This is a genomic window from Streptomyces sp. NPDC057002 (assembly GCF_042673825.1).
GTDB lineage: Bacteria > Actinomycetota > Actinomycetes > Streptomycetales > Streptomycetaceae > Streptomyces.
Genome location: NZ_JBHURZ010000001.1, coordinates 1,091,714 through 1,112,355, shown reverse-complemented (window position 1 = coordinate 1,112,355; position 20,642 = coordinate 1,091,714). Strand labels below are relative to the sequence as shown.

20 protein-coding genes are annotated in these 20,642 nt (G+C 70.8%); 6 read left to right on the top strand and 14 right to left on the bottom strand.

Going from position 1 to position 20,642, the window contains the following annotated elements:
* Positions 1 to 330 precede the first annotated feature (330 nt).
* Entirely contained in the window at positions 331 to 1,539 is a 1,209-nt protein-coding gene (locus tag ACFT32_RS05065; protein ID WP_382485952.1) for a right-handed parallel beta-helix repeat-containing protein, read from the bottom strand.
* Positions 1,540 to 1,642: 103 nt separating this feature from the next.
* Between ACFT32_RS05065 and ACFT32_RS05060 the strand changes: the two genes are divergently transcribed.
* Positions 1,643 to 2,137, top strand: coding sequence for a hypothetical protein (locus ACFT32_RS05060; RefSeq protein ID WP_382485950.1), 495 nt, complete (start codon positions 1,643 to 1,645; stop codon positions 2,135 to 2,137).
* 81 nt (positions 2,138 to 2,218) lie between these two features.
* Positions 2,219 to 2,464 carry a hypothetical protein gene (locus ACFT32_RS05055; protein ID WP_382485949.1) on the top strand — a complete coding sequence of 82 codons (246 nt, stop codon included), beginning with the start codon at positions 2,219 to 2,221 and terminating at the stop codon, positions 2,462 to 2,464.
* A 24-nt stretch (positions 2,465 to 2,488) separates the two neighbouring features.
* On the opposite strand, the gene ACFT32_RS05050 is transcribed toward ACFT32_RS05055, so the two are convergent.
* The 5 genes from ACFT32_RS05050 to egtA all read right to left on the bottom strand — a co-directional run bounded on the left by ACFT32_RS05050 (position 2,489) and on the right by egtA (position 7,204).
* The gene (locus tag ACFT32_RS05050) at positions 2,489 to 2,704 is read right to left on the bottom strand and encodes a dodecin (protein WP_382485947.1); all 216 of its coding nucleotides are present in this window, start codon (positions 2,702 to 2,704) and stop codon (positions 2,489 to 2,491) included.
* A 114-nt stretch (positions 2,705 to 2,818) separates the two neighbouring features.
* Positions 2,819 to 3,781, bottom strand: coding sequence for an L-histidine N(alpha)-methyltransferase (gene egtD / locus ACFT32_RS05045; protein ID WP_382485945.1), 963 nt, complete (start codon positions 3,779 to 3,781; stop codon positions 2,819 to 2,821).
* Complete coding sequence (egtC, locus tag ACFT32_RS05040) at positions 3,778 to 4,569, bottom strand: ergothioneine biosynthesis protein EgtC (protein WP_382485943.1); 792 nt, start codon at positions 4,567 to 4,569, stop codon at positions 3,778 to 3,780. The genes egtD and egtC overlap by 4 nt, the downstream gene beginning before the upstream one ends.
* Complete coding sequence (gene egtB / locus ACFT32_RS05035) at positions 4,569 to 5,906, bottom strand: ergothioneine biosynthesis protein EgtB (RefSeq protein ID WP_382485941.1); 1,338 nt, start codon at positions 5,904 to 5,906, stop codon at positions 4,569 to 4,571. Before egtB ends, egtC begins: the two co-directional genes overlap by 1 nt.
* Positions 5,903 to 7,204: an ergothioneine biosynthesis glutamate--cysteine ligase EgtA gene (egtA, locus tag ACFT32_RS05030; protein ID WP_382485939.1), complete on the bottom strand. Its 1,302-nt coding sequence runs from the start codon at positions 7,202 to 7,204 to the stop codon at positions 5,903 to 5,905. Before egtA ends, egtB begins: the two co-directional genes overlap by 4 nt.
* Positions 7,205 to 7,494: 290 nt before the next feature.
* On the opposite strand from egtA, the gene ACFT32_RS05025 reads away from it, so the two are divergent.
* Positions 7,495 to 8,310, top strand: a complete 816-nt coding sequence (locus tag ACFT32_RS05025; protein WP_382485937.1) for a TIGR02452 family protein — start codon at positions 7,495 to 7,497, stop codon at positions 8,308 to 8,310.
* Here the strand turns inward: ACFT32_RS05025 and ACFT32_RS05020 are convergent.
* The 4 genes from ACFT32_RS05020 to ACFT32_RS05005 form a co-directional block, all read right to left on the bottom strand.
* Positions 8,295 to 8,741, bottom strand: coding sequence for a type II toxin-antitoxin system PemK/MazF family toxin (locus ACFT32_RS05020; RefSeq protein WP_382485935.1), 447 nt, complete (start codon positions 8,739 to 8,741; stop codon positions 8,295 to 8,297). The genes ACFT32_RS05025 and ACFT32_RS05020 overlap by 16 nt on opposite strands.
* A 42-nt stretch (positions 8,742 to 8,783) precedes the next feature.
* Entirely contained in the window at positions 8,784 to 10,253 is a 1,470-nt protein-coding gene (locus tag ACFT32_RS05015; protein WP_382485933.1) for an SPFH domain-containing protein, read from the bottom strand.
* A 134-nt stretch (positions 10,254 to 10,387) separates the two neighbouring features.
* Positions 10,388 to 10,606 (bottom strand): hypothetical protein, encoded by a 219-nt coding sequence (locus tag ACFT32_RS05010; RefSeq protein WP_382485931.1) that lies wholly within the window; start codon positions 10,604 to 10,606, stop codon positions 10,388 to 10,390.
* Between the two features lie 20 nt (positions 10,607 to 10,626).
* Positions 10,627 to 12,051, bottom strand: coding sequence for an amidase (locus ACFT32_RS05005; protein WP_382485929.1), 1,425 nt, complete (start codon positions 12,049 to 12,051; stop codon positions 10,627 to 10,629).
* 215 nt (positions 12,052 to 12,266) lie between these two features.
* Here ACFT32_RS05005 and ACFT32_RS05000 point away from each other — a divergent pair, with 215 nt between their 5' ends.
* Positions 12,267 to 13,655, top strand: a complete 1,389-nt coding sequence (locus ACFT32_RS05000; RefSeq protein ID WP_382485927.1) for a glycoside hydrolase family 43 protein — start codon at positions 12,267 to 12,269, stop codon at positions 13,653 to 13,655.
* Positions 13,656 to 13,774: 119 nt separating this feature from the next.
* On the opposite strand, the gene ACFT32_RS04995 is transcribed toward ACFT32_RS05000, so the two are convergent.
* Positions 13,775 to 14,761 (bottom strand): aldo/keto reductase, encoded by a 987-nt coding sequence (locus ACFT32_RS04995; RefSeq protein ID WP_382485925.1) that lies wholly within the window; start codon positions 14,759 to 14,761, stop codon positions 13,775 to 13,777.
* Between the two features lie 279 nt (positions 14,762 to 15,040).
* Here ACFT32_RS04995 and ACFT32_RS04990 point away from each other — a divergent pair, with 279 nt between their 5' ends.
* Together ACFT32_RS04990 and ACFT32_RS04985 are read left to right on the top strand one after the other, a co-directional pair.
* Positions 15,041 to 16,042 carry an aldo/keto reductase gene (locus tag ACFT32_RS04990; RefSeq protein WP_382485923.1) on the top strand — a complete coding sequence of 334 codons (1,002 nt, stop codon included), beginning with the start codon at positions 15,041 to 15,043 and terminating at the stop codon, positions 16,040 to 16,042.
* A 95-nt stretch (positions 16,043 to 16,137) separates the two neighbouring features.
* Positions 16,138 to 17,043 carry a helix-turn-helix domain-containing protein gene (locus tag ACFT32_RS04985; RefSeq protein WP_382487037.1) on the top strand — a complete coding sequence of 302 codons (906 nt, stop codon included), beginning with the start codon at positions 16,138 to 16,140 and terminating at the stop codon, positions 17,041 to 17,043.
* 161 nt (positions 17,044 to 17,204) lie between these two features.
* Here ACFT32_RS04985 and ACFT32_RS04980 read toward each other — a convergent pair whose 3' ends face one another.
* From ACFT32_RS04980 to ACFT32_RS04970, 3 genes are all read right to left on the bottom strand, one after another.
* Positions 17,205 to 18,791, bottom strand: a complete 1,587-nt coding sequence (locus ACFT32_RS04980; RefSeq protein ID WP_382485922.1) for a Na+/H+ antiporter — start codon at positions 18,789 to 18,791, stop codon at positions 17,205 to 17,207.
* Positions 18,792 to 18,858: 67 nt separating this feature from the next.
* Entirely contained in the window at positions 18,859 to 19,230 is a 372-nt protein-coding gene (locus ACFT32_RS04975; RefSeq protein ID WP_382485920.1) for a DUF2255 family protein, read from the bottom strand.
* 86 nt (positions 19,231 to 19,316) lie between these two features.
* Positions 19,317 to 20,333 (bottom strand): zinc-dependent alcohol dehydrogenase family protein, encoded by a 1,017-nt coding sequence (locus tag ACFT32_RS04970; RefSeq protein WP_382485918.1) that lies wholly within the window; start codon positions 20,331 to 20,333, stop codon positions 19,317 to 19,319.
* Positions 20,334 to 20,642: the final 309 nt, after the last annotated feature.

Genomic DNA, 20,642 nt, shown 5'->3' with positions numbered 1-20,642 from the left:
GGGTGGAGGGGCGCCGGACATGGTGAGGGGGTGCGGGCTCTGTGGGGGGCTCGTGAAACCGAGAAACTCGCGGTTCGGAATCACGCGGACGGCCTCGGGGTTCTGTGTGGAGATCCCCGACCAGCCCCGGCCACGGGTGGTGGCGAGGCTGAATGCGGAGTATGTCAGTGCCGTGCTTGAGCCATCAACTGTGATGGTCAATTGACTTGTGGTCATGGCTCGTTCACGTCCCCGGTGAAGGGGTGACGGTACTGCGACGGCCTGCGTGAAGGAGTTTCCGGCGAATAGTCCGGACCATTTATCCGGCCAGGCTGTCTCAAATGAGCCGGATCAGAAACGGGCGCCGACGGCGGTGCCGTTCCGTGGGACGAGGAACGCCGGCGCCTTCGGCAGCGAACCGTCCGCCGCCCGGGGACCGGTGAGCGGAGCCGGGTCGGTGCTCAGCATCGAGGAGGCGTTCCATGTGCCGCCGAGGTTCCAGGAGTTGCCGTCGGCGACCGTCTTCGCCCCGACGGCCGCCGCACGCTGGTCCGCGACGGACAGGTTGCCGGTGAGCCGGGCGGTCCCGCCCGAGACGTCGGCGTCGAATCCCGTACCGGCGTTGCCGTAGGTGGAGTTGCGGCTCAGGGCGAGGGAGCCGGGGTTGCCGTTGTCGGTGAAGCCGTGTTTCGCGTTCTTGAAGGCCACGCTGCCGCGTACGGTGGGGGCCACCGCCGGGGCCGGGCTGCCGCCGCCGAGCTTGAAGCCGTTGCCGTCGCCCGCGAAGTCGGGGAAGTTCCAGCGGTTGAACCCGTTGCCGTACGCCACCGTGTTCTCGATCGTCACCGGGGAGGCGAACTCCCAGGCGTCGAAGCCGTCGTCGACGTTGTTCCACAGCCGGGCGCCGCGCACCACATTGCCCGTGCCGCTGCCCTCCTTGACGGCCAGGCCGTCGGCGCTCTCCCCGTTCTTGCGCGGGTCGCGGTTGCCGTAACTGTCCAGGTTCAGGATCTGGTTGCCGCTGGAGGCGCCCTGGAGCTGGAAGCCGGACTCGTAGTTGTCGTGCGTGCTCAGGCGTGAGAAGACGTTGCCGTTGCAGCCGTCGCAGTAGATCCCGTACGGGCCGTTGACGATCTCCAGATCCGAGATCCGCCAGTGCGACGCCTCCATATGGATCGCCCCGCGCTGGGCACGGGGGATGCTGCCGCCGACCGGGGTGTGGCTCGCGGGCAGTCTCTCGCCGTCGACGACCACACGCTCGCCCGGGTGGGCGGCGAGGGTGATGGGCTGGGACGCGGTCCCCGAGGTGGTGACGGTGACGTTGTCCGTGAGGGCGTACGTCCCGCCGCGCACGCTGATGGTGTCGCCGGGCTTCGCCAGGTCCACTGCCCGCTGGATGGTCTTCAGCGGCCGGGTGAGCGTGCCGGGGGCGGAGTCGTCCCCGTCCGGCGCCACGACCAGGGTCGTGCCCGCGGCGGCCGCCGGCCCCGCCGGACCACCCAGCGCCATGGCCAGCGCCGCCCCCGTCACCGCCGCCGACCAGATCCTCGTGTTGCGCATACGGCCTCCCGTCTCTGCCTGCGTGCTGTCGCAGAGCAGTGGCCGCCCGGGAGGTGAAGGTTGCCGGGCGACGGGAAGCCGTCGCAGTCCTAGGGTGGGCAGCGTGAAAGACGACCGAAGCAAGGCCCCGCTGGCCGTGTTCGACCTGGACAACACCCTCGCCGACACCGCGCACCGGCAGCGGTTCCTGGAACGCAGGCCGCGGGACTGGGACGGCTTCTTCGCGGCGGCGCCGCAGGACCCGCCGCTCCCGGAAGGCATCGAGCTGGTCCAGGAGAGCGCTCGGGAGTGCGAGATCGTCTACCTCACCGGCCGGCCCGAGCGCTGCCGGCGCGACACGCTCGACTGGCTGGCCGCCCAGGATCTGCCCGAAGGGCGCGTGTACATGCGGCCGAACGCCGACCGCAGGCCCGCCCGGCTCACCAAGCTGGAGATCCTGCGGCGGCTCGCCCGCACGCGCGAGGTCAGCGTCCTCGTGGACGACGACGAACTCGTCTGCGAGGACGCCCGGCGCGCGGGCTTCACCGTCGTCCGGGCCGACTGGGCCGCTCGTTCCGCCGAACTGAAGGCGGCTCAGGAGCGGGAAGGCAGGACCTGAGAGCACGCGTTGGCGGAGTGTTCACCTCCGCCGGGCACTCCCCGTGTGTCAATGACACAGCGGATACAAACGGGGGTTGCCATGAAGGGAAGCCACAAGGGCGCGCTCGCGGGAGCCGCGCTCCTCGGCGTCGTGCTGCTCACGGGCTGTGCGAAGCCCGACCGGAGCGAGATCGTCACCTGGACCGACGAACACGGCCGCGCCTGCACCGGCGTGGCCGTGGTCGACTCCGAGGACGGCGACCGGGAGGTGGCGAGCATCGACTGCGACTACCCGCCGGAGGGCAGGCGGCCGGGGCGTTCCACTTCGGCACCGCTGCCGGACTGAGTCCGCCGTTCAGGCGACAGCGGCCTACTCGCCCTCCTCCAGCCGGAAGCCCACCTTGAGCCCCACCTGCCAGTGCGCGATCTGCCCGTTCTCGAGCTGGCCGCGCACCTGGGTCACCTCGAACCAGTCCAGGTTGCGCAGCGTCTGCGAGGCTCGGCCGATGCCGTTGCGGATGGCCTCGTCGACGCCGTCGGGCGAGGTCCCGACGATCTCCGTGACCCGGTAGGTGTGGTTCGACATGCCGCTGCTCCTGTTCCAGTGACGGGTGTCATGCGTCACTCCACCGTGCCCCACCCGGCGGCGAAGCGCGAGACGTCGTCTCCCGCTCCGCCGCCCTCCAAAGGCTCGCCGATGTCAGCGCGCCACGCTCAGCGACAGCGCGAACCGGCCCGCATCGTCCGTCCACCAGTGGGCCGGCTCCAGCCCCGCCGCCGACAGCTCGGTGCGCACACCCTCCTGCCGGAACTTCGCCGACACCTCGGTGCGCAGCTCCTCGCCCGCCGCGAAGTCGACGGCGAGGTCGAGGGCCGGCACCTTCACGGTCTGCGCCGTACGGGACCGCAGCCGCATCTCGATCCACTCGTGCTCGGCGTCCCATACGGCCACGTGGTCGAAGGCGGCGGGCTCGAAGTCGGCGCCGAGCTCACGGTTGATCACGGTGAGCACGTTCTTGTTGAACGCGGCCGTCACCCCGGCCGCGTCGTCGTACGCCCGGACCAGCACCTCCTCGTCCTTGACCAGGTCCGTGCCCATCAGCAGGGCGTCGCCCGGGGCGAGCATGCCCCGCACGGACGCCAGGAACGCGGCGCGCTCGGCGGGCAGCAGATTGCCGATCGTGCCGCCCAGGAACGCCACCAGCCGGGGCCCCGGCGTGTCCGGCAGCGTCAGTTCCGCGGTGAAGTCGGCGATCAGCGCGTGCACGTCGATCCCCGGCCGCTCGGCGGCGAGCGCCTGCCCGGCCTGGGTGAGGGCGCTCCCGCTGACGTCCACGGGGACGTAGGTGTGCAGTTCCGTGAGGGCGTCCAGCAGGTGCCGCGTCTTCTCGGAGGAGCCGGACCCGAGTTCGACCAGGGTGCGGGCCCGGGTCGCCTCGGCGATGTCGCCGGAGCGCCCGAGCAGGATCTCCCGCTCGGCGCGCGTGGGGTAGTACTCGGGCAGTTCGGTGATCTTCTCGAACAGGTCGCTGCCCTGGGCGTCGTAGAACCACTTCGGCGGCAGCGTCTTGGGGGTGCCGGTCAGTCCCCGGTGGACGTCGGCGCGCAGCGCGGCGCCCGTGGCGTCCTCGGGCAGGGTGCGGGTGATGCGGAACGGGCTCACGTACGGGGCTCCTTAGGCGGTGTGGGGACGAGGGGGTCGGCCGGCTCCTTCAGCGGTGTGAGCAGCACGTCGGTGCGGCTCGCCGCGAGGAGGGTGCGGTCGGGGACCTCCTGCCAGTGCGGATCGTCGTCGTAGGGCTCGGAGGCCACGACCGTGCCGCCGCCGGGCCGGGTGAGGTACCACAGGGTGTCGCCCCAGGCGGTCGCGGTGATGGTGTCGCCGTTGGTCAGGAGGAGGTTGAGCCGTGAACCGGGCGCCGCGGCGGCGACCTCCAGGACCGTGTCGGCCATCGCCTGGCCCTCCTCGTCACCGCCGCGCAGCCGGGCCAGCACCAGCGCCCACACGAGCGCCGAGTCGTTGCGGGCCTCCAGCGACAGCAGGTCCTCCGGTGGCAGGCTCCGGGACACCGGCGCGAGCGAACCCGGCCAGCCCTTGACCGCGCCGTTGTGGCTGAACAGCCAGGTCCCCGCGGCGAACGGCGCCGCCGCGGCCTCCGCGTCCGCGCCTGACAGGGTCGCGTCCCGCACGGCCGCGAGCAGCGCCTGGGTCCGTACGACCCGGGCGAGATCGGCGAAGGACAGGTCCGCCCAGATCGGCCCGGCCCGGCGGTACCGGGCCGGTACCGGGTCGCCCTCGGCGTACCAGCCGACTCCGAAACCGTCGGCGTTGACCGTCCCGTACCGCTGCTTCCGGGGCGCCCACGACTGCCGGTACAGGCCGTGCGGGGGCGACACCAGGAACTGCCCGAGCGGCTCCTCCGGCCCCACGTACGCCACATGACGGCACATCAGAGATCCTCCGAGCGGGCCGTGCGGAAGCCGGAGAAGATCTGCCGCCGGATCGGATGGTCCCAGTTGCGGAACGTGCCCCGGCAGGCCACCGCGTCCACGGCGAACGCACCGCCGCGCAGCACCTTGTAGTCGGGCCCGAAGAAGACCTCCGAGTACTCCTTGTACGGGAACGCCTTGAACCCCGGGTACGGCAGGAAGTCGCTCGACGTCCACTCCCACACGTCGCCGATCAACTGCCGTACGCCGAGCGGGGACTCGCCGGCCGGATAGCTCCCGGCCGGTGCCGGACGCAGGTGCCGCTGGCCGAGGTTGGCGTGCTCGGGGCCCGGGTCCGCGTCCCCCCACGGGTAGCGCATGGAACGGTCACCGGCCGGGTCGTGGCGGGCCGCCTTCTCCCACTCGGCCTCGGTGGGCAGCCGGCGTCCGGCCCAGCGGGCGTAGGCGTCGGCCTCGTACCAGCACACGTGCAGCACCGGCTCGTCGCGCGGTACGACCTCGGTGAGGCCGAAGCGCCGGCGCAGCCACTGCCTGCCGTCCCGCCGCCAGTACAGCGGGTGCGCGATGGAGTTCCGGCGGATGTGGGCCCAGCCGTCCGTGGTCCACCAGCGCGGGTCGTCGTAGCCGCCGTCCTCGATGAACGCCTGGTACGCGCCGTTCGTCACCGGCGTGGTGTCGATGTGGAACGGCGCGACCTCGCGCCGGTGTGCGGGACGCTCGTTGTCCAGCGCCCACGGCTCGCCGGAGGTGCCCATCGTGAACGGGCCGCCCGGGACCAGGACTTCGGACGGGCCGGTGAGCAGCGGCGCCGGCTCCGGGTCGGGCGCGGTCAGGGCCTGCGGGCCCCTGCGCAGCTGATGCGTGATCAGCATGGTCTCGTCGTGCTGCTGTTCGTGCTGCGCGATCATCCCGAAGGCGAACCCGGCCTCCGTCAGCCGCGTCCCGTGGAAGGCTGCCCGCTCCAGCACGTCCAGCGCTCGGCCGCGGACGTCGGCCGCGTAGGTGCGCGCCTCCCCGGGCGACAGCAGGGGCAGCTTCGGCCGTTCGGCCCGCGGGTGCTCGAAGGCGTCGTAGAGGCCGTCTATCTCGGGCCGTATCGCCTCCTGCCCGGCGACGGCCCGCAGCAGCCACTGCTCCTCCTGGTTGCCGATGTGCGCCAGGTCCCACACCAGCGGCGACATCAGCGGTGAGTGCTGCGCGGTCAGGTCGGGCTCCTCGACACAGCTCGTCAGCAGGGTGGTGCGGTCGCGGGCGACGACCAGCGAGGCGACGGCGCGCTCGCGGAGAATCTCGGGGTCGACGGCATCGGCGTCGACGACGGGATCGGTGTCGGTCATGAGCGGATGTCCTTCCCGTGTGCGCGGCCGTCCGTGCCGCGCTGTCGGTCGAGCAGGTCGTCGGCGGGGCAGCGGCCCCGGACGACATAGCGGTCCAGATGGGCCGAGACGGCTTCCATGACCTCGGGCGCGGCGCCGAGCCGGGGCAGGGCGTCCAGCGCGGTCGTGAAGCATGTGACGGCCACCTCGCGCAGTTCGGCGTCGGCCAGCCCGCTGCGGGCCGCGTCGAGCCACAGCGGGTTGTGCGGCGCGGGCAGCCCCAGCGTCCGCTCGGCCAGCGGCTTCACGGCCCGGTAGGCGGTCTCGGCGGCCTCCGGGTCGTCGAACAGCGCCGCCGTCACGGCCAGCGGCACGATCCAGCCGTCGTCCCCGGGCTGCGCGTCGATCATGCGCAGTTCCAGGTGGCCGCGTGGCCTGACCGGCGGGAACAGCGTCGTGACGTGGTAGTCGAGGTCCTCCCGCGTGGGCGGTCTCGGCACCCCCGTCTCGATCCACTCCCGGAAGGTGAGCCCCTCGGGGACGTCCCAGGGCCCGCCGTCCTGCCGTACGCACATCACGGGGGAGTCCAGCACGTGCCGGGCCCAGGCACCGCGGGGGTCGGAGTCCAGCGGCGGTCCGCCCGCCCGGCCGGCGCCGATCCGTGTCCACAGCAACTGCCGGGAGGACATCCAGCCGGTCGGCCGGTGGCCGGCGAGCGGGGAGCTGGCGAACGCGGCCACCAGGACCGGGCCCAGATGATGGGCCAGCCACCAGCGCCGCACCAGGCCCAGGGGCCCGGGCTCCTCGTGGCCGGCGTCGAGGCACACCTGCACGGAGGCGGAGGTGCACATCATGGCCCGGCCGGAGGGGCCCGTGCGGTCCAGGCAGCGCTCCATGGCGTCGTAGCGCGGTTCGCGCAGGAACCGGCGGGGTTCGTGCCAGGGATCGTGGCCGAGGCCGACGAGCGCGAGGTCGTCCTCGCGCAGAACCGTGCGTACGGCGTCGAGGTCGGCGGAGACGGTGGCGATGCACTCCGTCAGGGAGTCGGCGGGGGGCGAGCTCAGCTCCAGCTGGCCGCCGGGCTCCACGGTGAGCGCCGACCTCAGAGGCAGGTTCCGCACTGCGGCGTAGGCCGCTTCGAGTCGTTCGGGTGTGACGGGGAGCTGCGGTGCGCGCAGCTCGTGGACGAGCCATTCCACCTCGACCCCGAGGCGGCGTGGCGGGCCGGTTTTGAAGCAGATGCCGCGGACCAGGGCCTCGACGTCTGCGGCGGACAGGGCGGTGTGTGGCTCGGTACAGCCACTTACCGAATCGGACATGTCGGGATCCTCCTGAGATTCCACCATGCCATCGGTCCGGGCTCTTGGCGGCCCGGGCCGGGATCACTCGTCCCAGCCAAGACCTTCACGCCGCTCGGCACAAGGGGGCGAAACGGGGTGTTCCGGGCCGTTTGTCGGTGCCGGCCGGACGTTTCCCGGGGCTTTCCCCGGCGTTCTCCGACGACGGAAACTCCGTTGCGCCGCGGATCCGTCATCACTCACGATGCCTGCGTGAGCACGACAAGGAAGACCGCGGGGCGCGCGGTCACGGCGCGCACGGGGGTGGCGCCGTGAGCGCGCGCCTGCGCGGTATCGCGCGGGAGACGGAGCAGATCGTGGCGTCAGGGGCCTACCGGGCGCCGAACGGTCGCGAGGTGTCCATCGCCGGGGAACTGCGGGCGGCGCGCGAGGGCACGCGTCTGTACGGGCCGGAACCGGTGCCGGTGCCCTCCGTTCGGGTGACGCGGACGTCGATCGAGGTCACGGGCGAGAGCAGCCTGGAGGCCGCCCGCCGGCTCGGCGGGGACGTGGCCGTGCTGACCTTCGCCTCGGCCCGCAATCCCGGCGGCGGCTACCTGAACGGCGCCCAGGCCCAGGAGGAGGCACTGTGCCGGGCCTCCGCGCTGTACACCTGCCTGCTCCAGGCCCGCGCGTACTACGACCACCACCGGGCCCACCGCGACCCGTTCTACACGGACCGTGTCATCCACTCACCCGCCGTGCCCGTCTTCCGTGACGACCGGGGCGCGCTGCTGGACGAGCCGTACACCGCCGGTTTCCTGACCTCGCCCGCACCCAACGCGGGCGTGGTGCTGCGCACGGCACCCGAACGGGCCCCCGAGCTGCCGCGGGCCCTGGCAGCACGGGCCGAACGGGTCCTGGAGACGGCCGCCGCGAACGGCTACCGCAGGCTCGTACTGGGTGCCTGGGGCTGCGGGGTGTTCCGCAACGATCCGGCCCAGGTGGCGGGGGCGTTCCGGGCGCTGCTGGAGCCCGGCGGACGCTTCGCGGAGACCTTCGAGCACGTGGCGTTCGGAATCCTGGACCGGACCCGGGACCGCGCGGTGCTGGGCGCCTTCGAGAAGACCTTTCAGGTCCAGCCGTAGCGTTCCTGCAGCCGGCGTCTGACCAGGTTGAACCGCATACGGTCCAGCGCGCAGGCCTCCCGGCGCATGCCGTCCTCGTGCAGGCGCAGGACCCGGTCCACGTCGACCCACGACTCCCGGCCGGAGCGGTCCCACGGCCCGCTGCCGATCGGCACCCACTCCCGGTCGCCGTCATGCCGCTTGCTGGACAACTGCACGGCGAGGAAAGTCCCCGAAGGCTCGCGGGCGACCACGAGCACCGGGCGGTCCTTGCCGCGCCCGTCGTTCTCCTCGTAGGGCACCCAGGTCCAGACGATCTCGCCGGGGTCGGGATCGCCGTCGTATGCGGGGGAGTACTCGGTGCGGACCCGGCCCACCTTGCCCGGGTCGGCCTGGACGGTGGCGGAGGGGCCCTGGCGGCCCGGGACGTTCTCGTCGGTAAACGCGGTCACGGGGGCACCCTAAGGGCTGCCCCCGTGACACCGCCCGACGGGTCACTTGTCGTCCATCGGCACCTTCTGGGCCAGGCCGTTGAGCTGCGAGGTCTCCTTCGGCGCCGACCCGTTCTGGTTCATCGACGCGAGCAGCTGGCGGGCCAGGCCCAGACCCGTGCCGCCCATGGTGAGCGCCTTGGCGAACATGTCCGCCATGCCGTCGGCGCCGTTGAGGACCACCATGTTGTCGACATTGCCGAAGGCCGACGCTCCGGCCTTGACGATCTCCGGCCAGTTCTCGGCGAGTTGCTGGGCGACGACGGCCTCCTGGTTCTCGGCGAGGGCGGCGGCTCGGGCCTTGATGGCGTCGGCCTCCGCGAGACCCTTCGCCTTGGCGGCCTCGGCCGCGGCCAGCCCCCTGGCCTGCGCGGCCGCCGCCTCGGCCTCACCGGTCGCCCGGGTGGCCTGCGCGGCCGCCTCTCCCCGTGCCTTGGTCGCCTCGGCCTCGGCACCCGCGGCCGTCTTGACCCGGGTCGCCTCGGCGGCGGCCGCCAGCTCCGTCTCCTTCGCCTGGGCCTCGGCCCCCGAGATGCGAGCGTCGCGCTCCGCCTCGGCCAGGGTGCGCGTCTCGTAGGCCGCCGCGTCGGCGGGCTTGCGGACATCGGCCTGGAGCTGCTGTTCGCGCCGGTGCGCCTCCAGCTCGGCCACCCGCGTCTCCTGGACGACGACCTCCTGCCTGGCCCCGGCCTCGGCGAGCGGCCCGGCCTGCCGGGCCTTGGCGGCGGCCTTGTCACGCTCGGCCTGATAGCCGGCCTGGAGGATCTCGCTGTCCCGGGTGGCTTCCGCCATCCGGGCGAACGACTGCTGCTCGGCCTCCGTGGCCAGCCGGTTCGCCTCCGCCTGCGCGATCCTGGCGTCCCGCTGCACGGCCGCCGCGTGCGGCATGGCCAGGTTCCGGATGTATCCGGTCGGGTCCTCGATCTCATGGATCTGCAGCGAGTCCACGATCAGGCCCAGCTTCTCCATCTCGGTGCCGCACGCGGCCCGCGTCTGGCCGGTGAGCTTCTCCCGGTCTCTGATCATGTCCTCGACCGTCAGCCCGCCCACGATGGACCGCAGATGACCCGCGAAGACGTTGTGCACCCGCTCCGACATCAGCTTCTGCTGGTCGAGGAAGCGGCGGGCCGCGTTGGCGATCGACACGAAGTCGTCGCCCACCTTGAAGATGACCACGCCCCGCACCTTGAGCGGAATGCCCTGGTGGGTCACGCAGTCCACCTGGAGTTCGGTCTCGTTCAGGTCGAGCGAGAGCTTGCGCACCGCCTGCACACCGGGCATCACGAGCGTGCCGCGCCCGGTGACGATGCGGAATCCCATGCCCTCCTCGATGCCCTCGGTGCGGTGCTTGGAACCCGAGATGATCAGTGCCTCGTTGGGTTCGGCGACCCGCCACATGAGCTTGAACAGACCGATCACAACGAGCACGGCGGCAACCGCCGCCCCTGCCACGACGCCGATGACCATCGGCATTCGCCCCCTTTGGATGGTGCCCTCTCGGCACCGAACGAAGGGGAGTGTGCTCCTGCGCGGAGCCCGGGTACAGACGCCCGCGCATCCTTGTCCAAAGCTTGACGCGTACGGCTCTCACCTGCGTCGCAGCGGGCTCAACTGTCGTACGCCGCTGTGACATAGACGGTCCTCGGGGGCAGGTACTCGACCACCGTCACGACCGTGCCCGGCTCGATGCGGTCCGCCGCGGAGGCGGGGTGGGCGAGGAAGTGCTCCGCGCCGCCGCGCACCCGGACGATCACCTCGCCGACCAGCCCGGGCCCGATCGTCCCGGTGACCCGCCCCATGAGCCCGATCATCGACGCGTCCGCCATGACAGACAGCGTACGGTCGCTCAGACGGCAGCGGAATGCGCCGTGACCGGCGGCGACGGCCACTTCTCGTACCAGCGCAGCTCCGCCTCCAGTTGCGCCGCCACCTGCACCAGCAGCGGCTCGCTGTCGGCCGGCCCCAGCAACTGCGCCCCGACGGGCAGGCCGTCCGCCGTGAACCCGGCGGGCACATTGACCCCCGGCCAGCCCAGCACGTTCCACGGCCAGGCGTACGGACATGCGGCGATCATCGCGCGGTCGGTGGCGAAACCGCTGAGTTCGAGCAGGGCGCCGATGCGGGGCGGGGGAGCGGCGGTCGTGGGCGCGAGGACGACGTCGTACGAGGTGAAGAACCCTCCGATACGGCGGTGCAGGACGGCCTCCGCCCGCCGGGCCGCCCGCAGCGGGGCGCCGCCCAGCAGCCGGCCCAGCCGGGCCGCGTCCCGGGTGCGCCGGTCCAGCAGCGCCGGGAAGGGCGCCTCGCCCACCCGCTCGGCGATCCCGGCCGTCGCGCGCGGCACGAAGGTCAGCCCGATCTGCCCGTACGGCGGGTCCGCCTCCTCGACCGTGTGCCCCAACGCGGCCAGCCGCTCGGCGAGTTCGACGATCCGGGTCCGGACCTCCGGGCGCAGCCGGGCGGGCACCGCCGTGAACGGCGGCTTGAGGGAGAGCGCGATCCGCAGCCGCCCGGGATCGCGGCCGACGGCCGCCGAGGCGTCGACGGCCGGGGGCCGGTGCGGGTCCAGGGCGTGGTTGCCGCTCGCCGCGTCCAGCAGCAGGGCCGCGTCCGCGACCGTACGGGCCAGGGTGCCATTGACGGTGATGCCCTGGAAGGACTCGCCGCGCGGCCAGGTGGAGACCCGGCCGCGCTGCGGTTTGATGCCGATCAGATGGGTCCACGCGGCCGGGATCCGCACCGAGCCGGCACCGTCCGAGCCGAGCGCCGCGGGTACCAGCCCGGCGGCGACCGCGGCGGCCGATCCGCCGGACGATCCGCCGGGCGTGTGCTCCGTGCTCCACGGGTTGCGGGTCGCGCCGAAGGCGGGCCCCTCGGTGAAGGGCCACTGCCCGAACTCGCAGGTGTTGGTCTTGCCGACGATCACGGCCCCGGCCGCGCGCAGCCGCCGTACCGCCTCGCCGTCCTCGGTGACCGGCGGGAACTCCCCGCAACAGCCGAAGGCGGTCGGCTCGCCGGCCACGTCCATGTCGTCCTTCACCGCCACGGGGACGCCGAGCAGGGGCTTGCGCACGCCCGTGGCCAGTTCCCGGTCAGCCGCTTCGGCCTCGGCGAGCGCCGCCTCGGCCCGGACGATCCGGAAGGCGTTGAGGCTGCCCTGCGTGGCCTCGATCCGCGCCAGCGTGTGCTCCACCAGGGCGCGGGACGTCACCTCCCCGGCGGCCAGCGCACGGGCGGTCTCCGCCAGGCCTGCGGCTCGGTCGAGCGTCATGCGGACACCTCCGGAAGCGGGTGGTCTACTGAACGGTAACGTCCGGTGGCCGGTGAGGGAACGGCGGCGACGGAAGTGGATGTTCACCGATCCCTTCTGCGTTCTGCGGCTCTCGTACAGAACCATTGACGCACTTCTGCCTCAGCTCTACCTTCTGACCGACTTCCCGAACCTTGTTCGGTATTTCGACCCTCTGAGTCGAGAGTGAGCCGCAGATGACTCCCCGTCCCGCCACCCCGTCCCGCCGTACCCTGCTGCGCACCCTGGCCGCCCTGCCCGCCTCGGCGCTGCTGCTCGGCGAGACCCCCGGACTGCTCGGCAGCGCCCTGGCCGCCGCACCCCCGAACGGCTCGGCCACCCGCTACACGATCGTGCCGTTCCTCAACAGCGACGACGGCACGGTCAACGTCTACCAGTCGGACGACGCCACCGACTTCCGGCTGCTGCGCTCCTCCGCGTACAGGCCCCCGGCGGGCCGGATCCGCGACGCGAGCGTCCTCAGACACACCGACGGCTTCTTCTACGTCACCTACACGACGCACACCTGGCAGGACACCAGCACCACCATCGGCTTCGCCCGCAGCTCCGACCGTGTCAACTGGACGTTCCTGTACGACCACACCGTCCCCGTCGCGAACCTCTCCCGCGCCTGGGCGCCCGAATGGTTCGTCGACAGCGACGGCAGCGTCAACGTCATCGTGTCCTGCTCCACCACGAACGACGAGTGGATCTTCACGCCGTACCGGCTGAGGGCCACGAACTCCGCCCTCACGGCGTGGAGTTCACCGGTCGCGCTCTCCGGCATCGGCGCCAACCACATCGACACGTTCATCGTGAGGATCGGCTCGACGTACCACGCCTTTCCGAAGAACGAGACGACGAAGTACATCGAGTACGCCACCGCCTCCAGCCTCACCGGCCCGTACACGATCCGCAGGACCGGCGACTGGGCGGGCTGGGGCAGCTACCGCGAGGGTCCCGCGCTGGTCCAGCTGGACAACGGCGGCTGGCGCATCTTCTTCGACGGCTACGGCGACGGGAACTACTACTACAGCGACAGCCACGACACCTTCGCCACCTGGTCGGCACCGGCCGCACTCCCCGCGATCTCCGGCACCGCACGGCACTTCACGGTGGTCAAGGAGACGGTCTCGGGCGGCCCGAGCCTGGCGAGGAACACCACCCGCTCCTTCCGCTCCGCCAACTACTCGACCCGCTACTGGCAGCAGCAGTCCGCGCTTCTCAACCTGCCGGTGGTCAGCGGCTCCAGCACCACCGCCGAGAAGCAGGCCGCCACCTTCACGGTCGTCCCGGGCCTCGCCGACGCGAACGGCTACTCCTTCCGCGACGCGGCCGGCAACCACCTGCGCCACTGGGACTTCCGCGCCCGCTTCGACCCGAACGACGGCACGAGCACGTTCGCCAAGGACGCCACGTTCGTCCTCCGGACCGGCACCGCGTCGGGCTCCGTCCGCTTCGAGTCGTACAACTACCCGGGGCACTACCTGCGCCACTACGCCTACCAGCTCCGCGTGGAACGCTCGAACGGAACGGACCTGTTCCGGCAGGACAGTTCATTCGTGCCGGTGGCGTCTTGGGCCTGACCTGCGCCCCCTGACCCGGGAAATCGGGAGGCTTCGCGAGGCACGGACCGACAGGGGGTCCAGGCGAGGCGCATTTGCAGCCCGGCGCCGTTCTGCGTCGCCACCGAGGGGCAGGTCCGCTACTTGTCGACCAGTGACATGTGGTGCTCGTTGTAGCGGTCTCCCCGGACCCCGACCCGACCGGCGAGTTCGTCGAGGTCCGCCAGCTCGTCGGCGGAGAGCGCGAGTCGAGCGGCGCCGACGTTCTCCTCGATGCGGGTGACGCGCCGAGTTCCGGGGATCGGCACGATCGACGGATGCTGGGCGAGAAGCCAGGCGAGGGCCACCTGCCCGGGGGTGGCGTCCTTCGCCCGCGCGAGGGTGGCGAGGTGCTCGACGAGCGCCTGGTTCGCCGCCCGGTTCTCGGCCGTGAACCGTGGAATGGTCGTGCGGACGTCCTCGGCCGCGAACGGCGTCGACGCGTCCACTGCCCCGGTCAGGAACCCCTTGCCGAGAGGGCTGAAGGGCACGAACCCGATCCCGAGCGCCGCGCACGTCGGCAGGACCTCAGGCTCAGGATCCCGGGTCCACAGCGAGTACTCGCTCTGCACTGCCGTCACCGGGTGGACTGAGTGAGCACGGCGGATGGTCTCCGCACCGGCCTCCGAGAGCCCGAAGCAACGGACCTTGCCCTCCTGCACGAGCTCGCCCACCGTGCCGGCGACGTCTTCGATCGGCACCTCGGGGTCAACGCGATGCTGGTAGAAGAGGTCGAGCGTCTCGACCCCGAGCCGCTTGAGGGAGGCCGTCGCGACGGAGCGGATCTGCTCGGGCCGGCTGTTCAGTCCGACGGCCGCACCGTCCTCGATGCGGAATCCGAACTTGGTGGCAATGACCACTTGGTCGCGCACCGGAGAGAGGGCCTCTCCGACGAGTTCCTCGTTGACGTAGGGGCCGTACACCTCCGCCGTGTCGAAGAACGTGACCCCCAGGTCGACGGCTCCACGGAGCACGGCGATCATGTCGCTCCGGTCACCGGGGTTCGGGCCGTAGCTCTGGGACATGCCCATGGCGCCGAGTCCGACGGCGGAGACCCGGAGATCGCGCCCGAGCGTTCGCGTGTGCATTCTTCCTCCTCGTGGGGGCACTGGTGTATTTCTGTTCTTCCGGCGCCGAGCCTTCGATTACCGTACCCCCGCTCTCGAACTCCGAAGGGGGGAAGGATTTTTCCCGGGATGGTTCTCTCCCCTGTAGACGGTTGGTCGCACGTGCGACCGTTCAAATACGCTGCAGACACCGGCCCGGTTGCCTGAATAAATAGTGACGGAATTGCCACGCCACGAGGCCTGCGGCCTCACGGATGTGATCCGCCGGCGGGTCGGCACATTCCTTCGCATGGAGTACGTATGGAATACACACGCCTTGGAAGCTCTGGACTCGTTGTCAGCCGGCTCGCGCTCGGCTGTATGACTTTCGGGGACACCTCGAGCGGTTTCAGTGAATGGGCACTCGGCGAAGATGAATCGGAGCCGGTGTTCCGGCAGGCTGTCGAACTGGGCATCACGTTCTGGGACACTGCCAACGCCTACAGCCTCGGCAGCTCGGAGGAGTTCGTCGGGCGCGCGATCAAGAAGTACTCGCGCCGCGAGGACATCGTGCTTGCCACCAAGGTCTTCTACCCGATGCACCCCGGCCCGGGCGGCTCCGGGACCTCGCGTAAGGCGATCATGGAGCAGATCGATGCGTCGCTGACTCGGCTCGGCACCGACTACGTGGATCTCTACCAGATACACCGCCTCGACTACGAGACGCCCGCCGAGGAGACGATGGAGGCCCTGCACGACGTGGTGAAGGCGGGCAAGGTGCGCTACATCGGCGCATCGTCGATGCTGGCGTGGGAGTTCGCCAAGCTGCAGTACACCGCCGACCTGAACGGATGGACCCGGTTCGTGTCCATGCAGGACCAGTACAACCTCCTCATGCGTGAGGAGGAGCGGGAGATGTTCGGCCTGCTCACCGACCAGGGAGTCGGGAGTGTTCCCTGGAGCCCGCTGGCGCGCGGCCGGCTCACCCGGCCATGGGGTGAGAAGACCACTCGGTCCGGAACCGACCCCGCATACGGGCGTCTGTTCACCGAGGAAGAGTCGAATCGGAAGATCGTCCGGGCAGTGCAGTCGGTAGCCCAGGACCGCGGGGTGTCCATGGCCACGATCGCGCTCGCGTGGATCTTGGCGAATCCGGTCGTCAGCGCTCCGATCGTCGGGGCTTCCAAACCGCGGCATCTGGCGGACGCCGCCGCGGCCCTCGACATCACCTTGACCGACGAAGAAGTCGCCGCGCTCGAAGAGCATTACACGCCTCGGAACGCAACCGGCATGAGCGCCGCCGACCGGCCACCGGCCCGCTGACAGCTCTCAAGCCCGCGGCGAGCCGCTACCGACGCCGCGGCCGGGGCGACGATCGTCCGGGCGGCGCGGCATCCTGCTCATGCCCTGGGTGTTTGCTGCACGGGATTGCGGCAACGTGCGAAGCTGTGGATGTGCGACGCGAGCCGAGCCTGGAGGAACTGGGGGCCTTCCTCAAGGCGCGCCGGGCACAGCTGAGCCCCGGCGCGGCCGGGTTGCCCGACAGCACTGCGCCCCGGCGAGTCCCTGGTCTACGCCGTGAGGAAGTCGCCCGACTGGCGGCGATCAGCACCGACTACTACACCCGGCTCGAGCAGGGCCGTGTCCAGGCGTCGGAGGCCGTCCTGGATGTGCTCGCGCAAGTGCTCCGCCTCGATGGCGACCAGCGCGAGTACATCCTGACCCTGGCGGGGAAGACCGCCCCGCCCACGGTCGGCCGGAGTGCTCGACAGGAGGTCCAGCCGCAGATGCGGCACCTGCTCGACGACCTCACCCTGACCGCGGGGTTCGTCATCGGGCACAACACGGATCTCCTGGCGTGGAACGCCATGGCCGCGGCTCTGGTGATGGACTTCGGACGTGTCCCGGAGGAAGAGCGCAACTACGTGCGCCTGGTGTTCACCGAGCCCGCCATCCGCGTGCTGTACCGCGACTGGGAGGCCATGGCCCGCCTGGCTGTGTCCCACCTGCGCATGGACAGCAGGCGCAATCCCCGCGACCCTCGCCTGACGGTGCTTGTCGACGAGCTTTCCGCGCTGGATCCGCAGTTCCGGCTGTGGTGGACCTCGCATGATGTCGCTGCGCGGGCCGGCGGCACCAGGCTGCTGCGTCATCCCGTGGTCGGTGACCTGGCCCTGGAGCGCTCCACCTTCATGTGCGCCGAGGATCCCCGTCAGCAACTCGTCGTATGGACCGCCGAGCCCGGCAGCCCGACATCAGACGCCTTGCGTTACCTGGCGTCCACGATCGAGCCGGCGCCAGAAGGAATTCGTGATGCTGGGTGACGCCGTGCGCCTGGACTCAGGGCCTGGACGGAAGAGTGGCTACGCAGGCTTCGGGCAGCCACGGGCCTGACACCGCGAGTGCCGGATCGCGCTCGTGGTGCCGGAGGACATGACAGGAATCCCTTGGTGCGCCGTATCCGCCGCGGCCGGGGGCCGGACGCTCACTCCACTTCCTCGCGTCCCGCCAGCCGCACCTCTTCGTAGTCCAGGGCCGCCTGGAGCCGACGCAGCACGGTGTCGTCGATCTGTCGTTCGTCGCGCAGGCGGACGACGGTTGCGCGTTTGTGGGCGATGAGGGCGAGACGGAGGTCGGTGTAGTGGCGGTTGTGGAGCAGGGCGGGATCGTCGTCGGTGCCCGCGCTCCTGGCCCTCACGGTCGCCGGATGAGCCTGGTACTCCTGGCGCAGCCATTCCGTGACCTTCGCGTCGGTGCCCAGTCCGGCGGCCAGTCGCGGCAGTGCCTCGACGGCTTCCTCGGTCGCCGTGGTCTCGGCGAGGACGTGCTCCTCGTCGACGGAGGTGTCGCGCGGCAGCCGGGCCCAGCGCACTACGCCCGGCAGCAGCAATCCCTGTCCGACGAGCGTGACGACGATGACGCCGGAGGTGACGAAGACGATGAAGGCACGGTCGGGGAAGGGCGCACCGGAGTCGAGGGTCTCCGGTACGGAGAGCGCCACGGCGAGTGACACCGCGCCCCGGAAACCGGCGAACCCGCTGACGACGCGGGCCCGGTGGCTCATTCTGCGCAGCCGCTGCTCGGGACGTCGGTCGATGGCGCGGATCAGGTAGGCGGAGGAGAACAGGAAGACGAACCGGACCACGACCAACACCACACTGACCACTCCGATCGCGATCAGGGCGTCCTGAAGGTCGGACCGGCTCAAGTGGCGCAGGGCGTACTGGAGTTCCACTCCGACCAGGACGAACAGTGCGCTGTTGATGATGAACGTGGCCAGCGGCCAGAAGGCCAACGCCTGCCGACGGTGCTCGGCGCGGATGAGGCTCGGAGCCACCTGGGCCATGATGAGTCCGCTCACGACGACCGCGAGGACACCCGAGGCGTGGATCAGCTCGGCGAGCAGATAGGCCGTGAACGGCGCCAGGATCATGACGAGATTGCCCAGCAGGGGATCGTCCAGACGGCGCCGCAGGTTCATGTTGACCCAGGCGACCACCACACCGACCGCTGCGCCGCCGCCGTAGGCCAGGAGGAACAGCGCGCCGACGTGCGGAAGGGTGAGGTGTTCCCCGCCGACGGTGAGACCGACCGCCAAGCCGAAGATGACCAGCGCGGTGCCGTCGTTGACGAGGCTCTCGGCCCGCAGCACGGTGACCTGGCGGCGCGGCAGAGCGCGGGCCAGGACGCCCACAGCCGTCGCGTCGGTGGGAGCCACGGCCGCGCCCAGTGCCCACGCCGGTCCCCACGGCAGTCCCAGCGCGTGCCCGGCCACCGCCACGGCTCCCGCGGTGAGGATCACCAGGACCGTGCTGAGCAGGACGATGCCGCGCAGGTTGCTGAGGATCTCGCGCGTGGACGTGGTGAGGCTCTCCCAGTACAGCAACACGGGAAGGAAGAGCAGCAGTACCACTTCCGGCGGAAGTTGGGTCTGGCGCACGGCCGGGACCAGCCCGACAAGAGCTCCCACGACGAGCAGCACGACGGGCGGAGCGACGCCGAGGCGTTGCGCAACGGCCTGCCCGGCCAGTACGGCCACGCCCAGGAGAACGACGAGTTCGAGTCCGATCACGGCGCTTGCTCCAGTGCCGGGCGGGCCGCCGACGGGAGTCGAGCGGTCTCCACCGGGAACGCCGTGCTCAACTGGGCACCAGCTTCAGCGTCGTCGGGCGCGCCGCCACCATGGGATTGACGTACGCCCCGCCGAAGCGGCCGTACTTGGCGCGGTACGCGGAGTCGATGCGTTCGTTGATCTCCCAGTCCGGAACCTCGACGAAGGTGACGTCCTTGTCGACCCCGCCGGAGCGGATGTGCCCCCGTAGGCTCGCGCGGGCCGTGCGCCACCAGCCGCCGTCCGTGCCCCGGAAGGAGCGGACGTACAGGTCGTCACCGTCGCGGACGACCCAGATCGGCACCGGTCCCCGCAGGGTGCCGTCCCGGCGGAGGGGCGCCATCTCCAACTCGTCAGCCATGGCGATGCGGTTGAGTTCGTCGCTCGTCCATGTCGTCATCGGTGTTTCTCCCATCTCCTCGGTCTGGTGATCTGGCGGCAGCGCAGGACGCTCGTCATGCTGGTCGGAGGGCTCCGGGCCTCGGGTCAGGGACGCAGCAGTGCCTTGATGGCGCGGCGCTCGTCCATGGCCTTGTAACCGTCGGCTGCGTCGTCGAGAGGCAGGCTGAGGTCGAAGACCTTGCCCGGGTTGATACGGCCGCTGACGACGCGGTCGATCAGGTCGGGAAGACAGGCGCGTACGGGGGCGGGGCCACCGCGCAGACCGATGTGGGAGAAGAAGAGCTCCTGGCCGTCGATCCGCACGTCGTGCGGCATGCCTACGAATCCGACGTTGCCGCCGGGCCGGGTGGACTGCATCGCCTGGTGCATGGACTGCTGGGTACCGACGCACTCGAGGACGGAGTCGGCGCCGATGCCGTTCGTCAGCTCCTTGACACGGGCGACGCCTTCCTCACCACGCTCGGTGACGATGTCGGTCGCGCCGAACTCCAGGGCCAGCTGCTGCCGGGAGGCGTGCCGGCTCATGGCGATGACGCGTTCGGCGCCCAGCTCCTTCTCGGCGATGACTCCGCACAGGCCCACCGCGCCGTCACCGACCACCACGGCCGTCGAACCGGGCCTGACCTCGGCCGCCTTGGCGGCGTACCAGCCGGTGCCCATGACGTCGGACAGCGTCAGCAGGCTCGGGATCAGCTCCTCGACCGGCTGCTCCGAAGGGGCGACCAGTGTGCCGTCGGCGAGGGGGACGCGGATGTACTCGGCCTGGCAGCCGTTGGGGAAGTCCCGGTGCAGACAGGAGGTGTGGTAGCCGGCCCTGCAGATCGGACAGGTGTTGTCGGAGGCGATGAAGGAGCCGATGACGAACTGGCCGGGCCTCACGGTCGACACGTCGCTGCCGACCTCCTCGACGATGCCCACATACTCGTGGCCGATCGGCTGCGGCCCGGTGACCGGATTGATGCCCCGGTAGCTCCACAGGTCGGAGCCGCACACGCAGGTGGCGACGGTACGTATGACCGCGTCGCTCGGCGCCGTGATCATCGGCTCGGGGACGTTCTCCACCCGGATGTCACCGGGTCCGTGAATCATGGTTGCTCGCATGATGCTGCCTCAGGTCCTGTCAGGTCTGTTGTGATCGCCGTGGTCGTCAGTCGCGGGTACGGGCAGCGCGATGCCCTCGACGATGTAGAGAGTCTGGCCGGGCCCGCGGGAATGTCAGCCGGACTCGTCGGCGTTGTACCCGATCGCGGGCCGCGTCAGCGAGCCTGCCACCCTCTTGTGAGCCCGCAAAGGGGAGAATTCCATCCTGGGAAAGGCTTATCCAGGGAACAATCCGTACCCCCTGTGGAGGCCGGCCGATGCGTGACTGGCTGCGCCGGGACAAGGCCGCCCTGCTCGTCGAGAACGAGC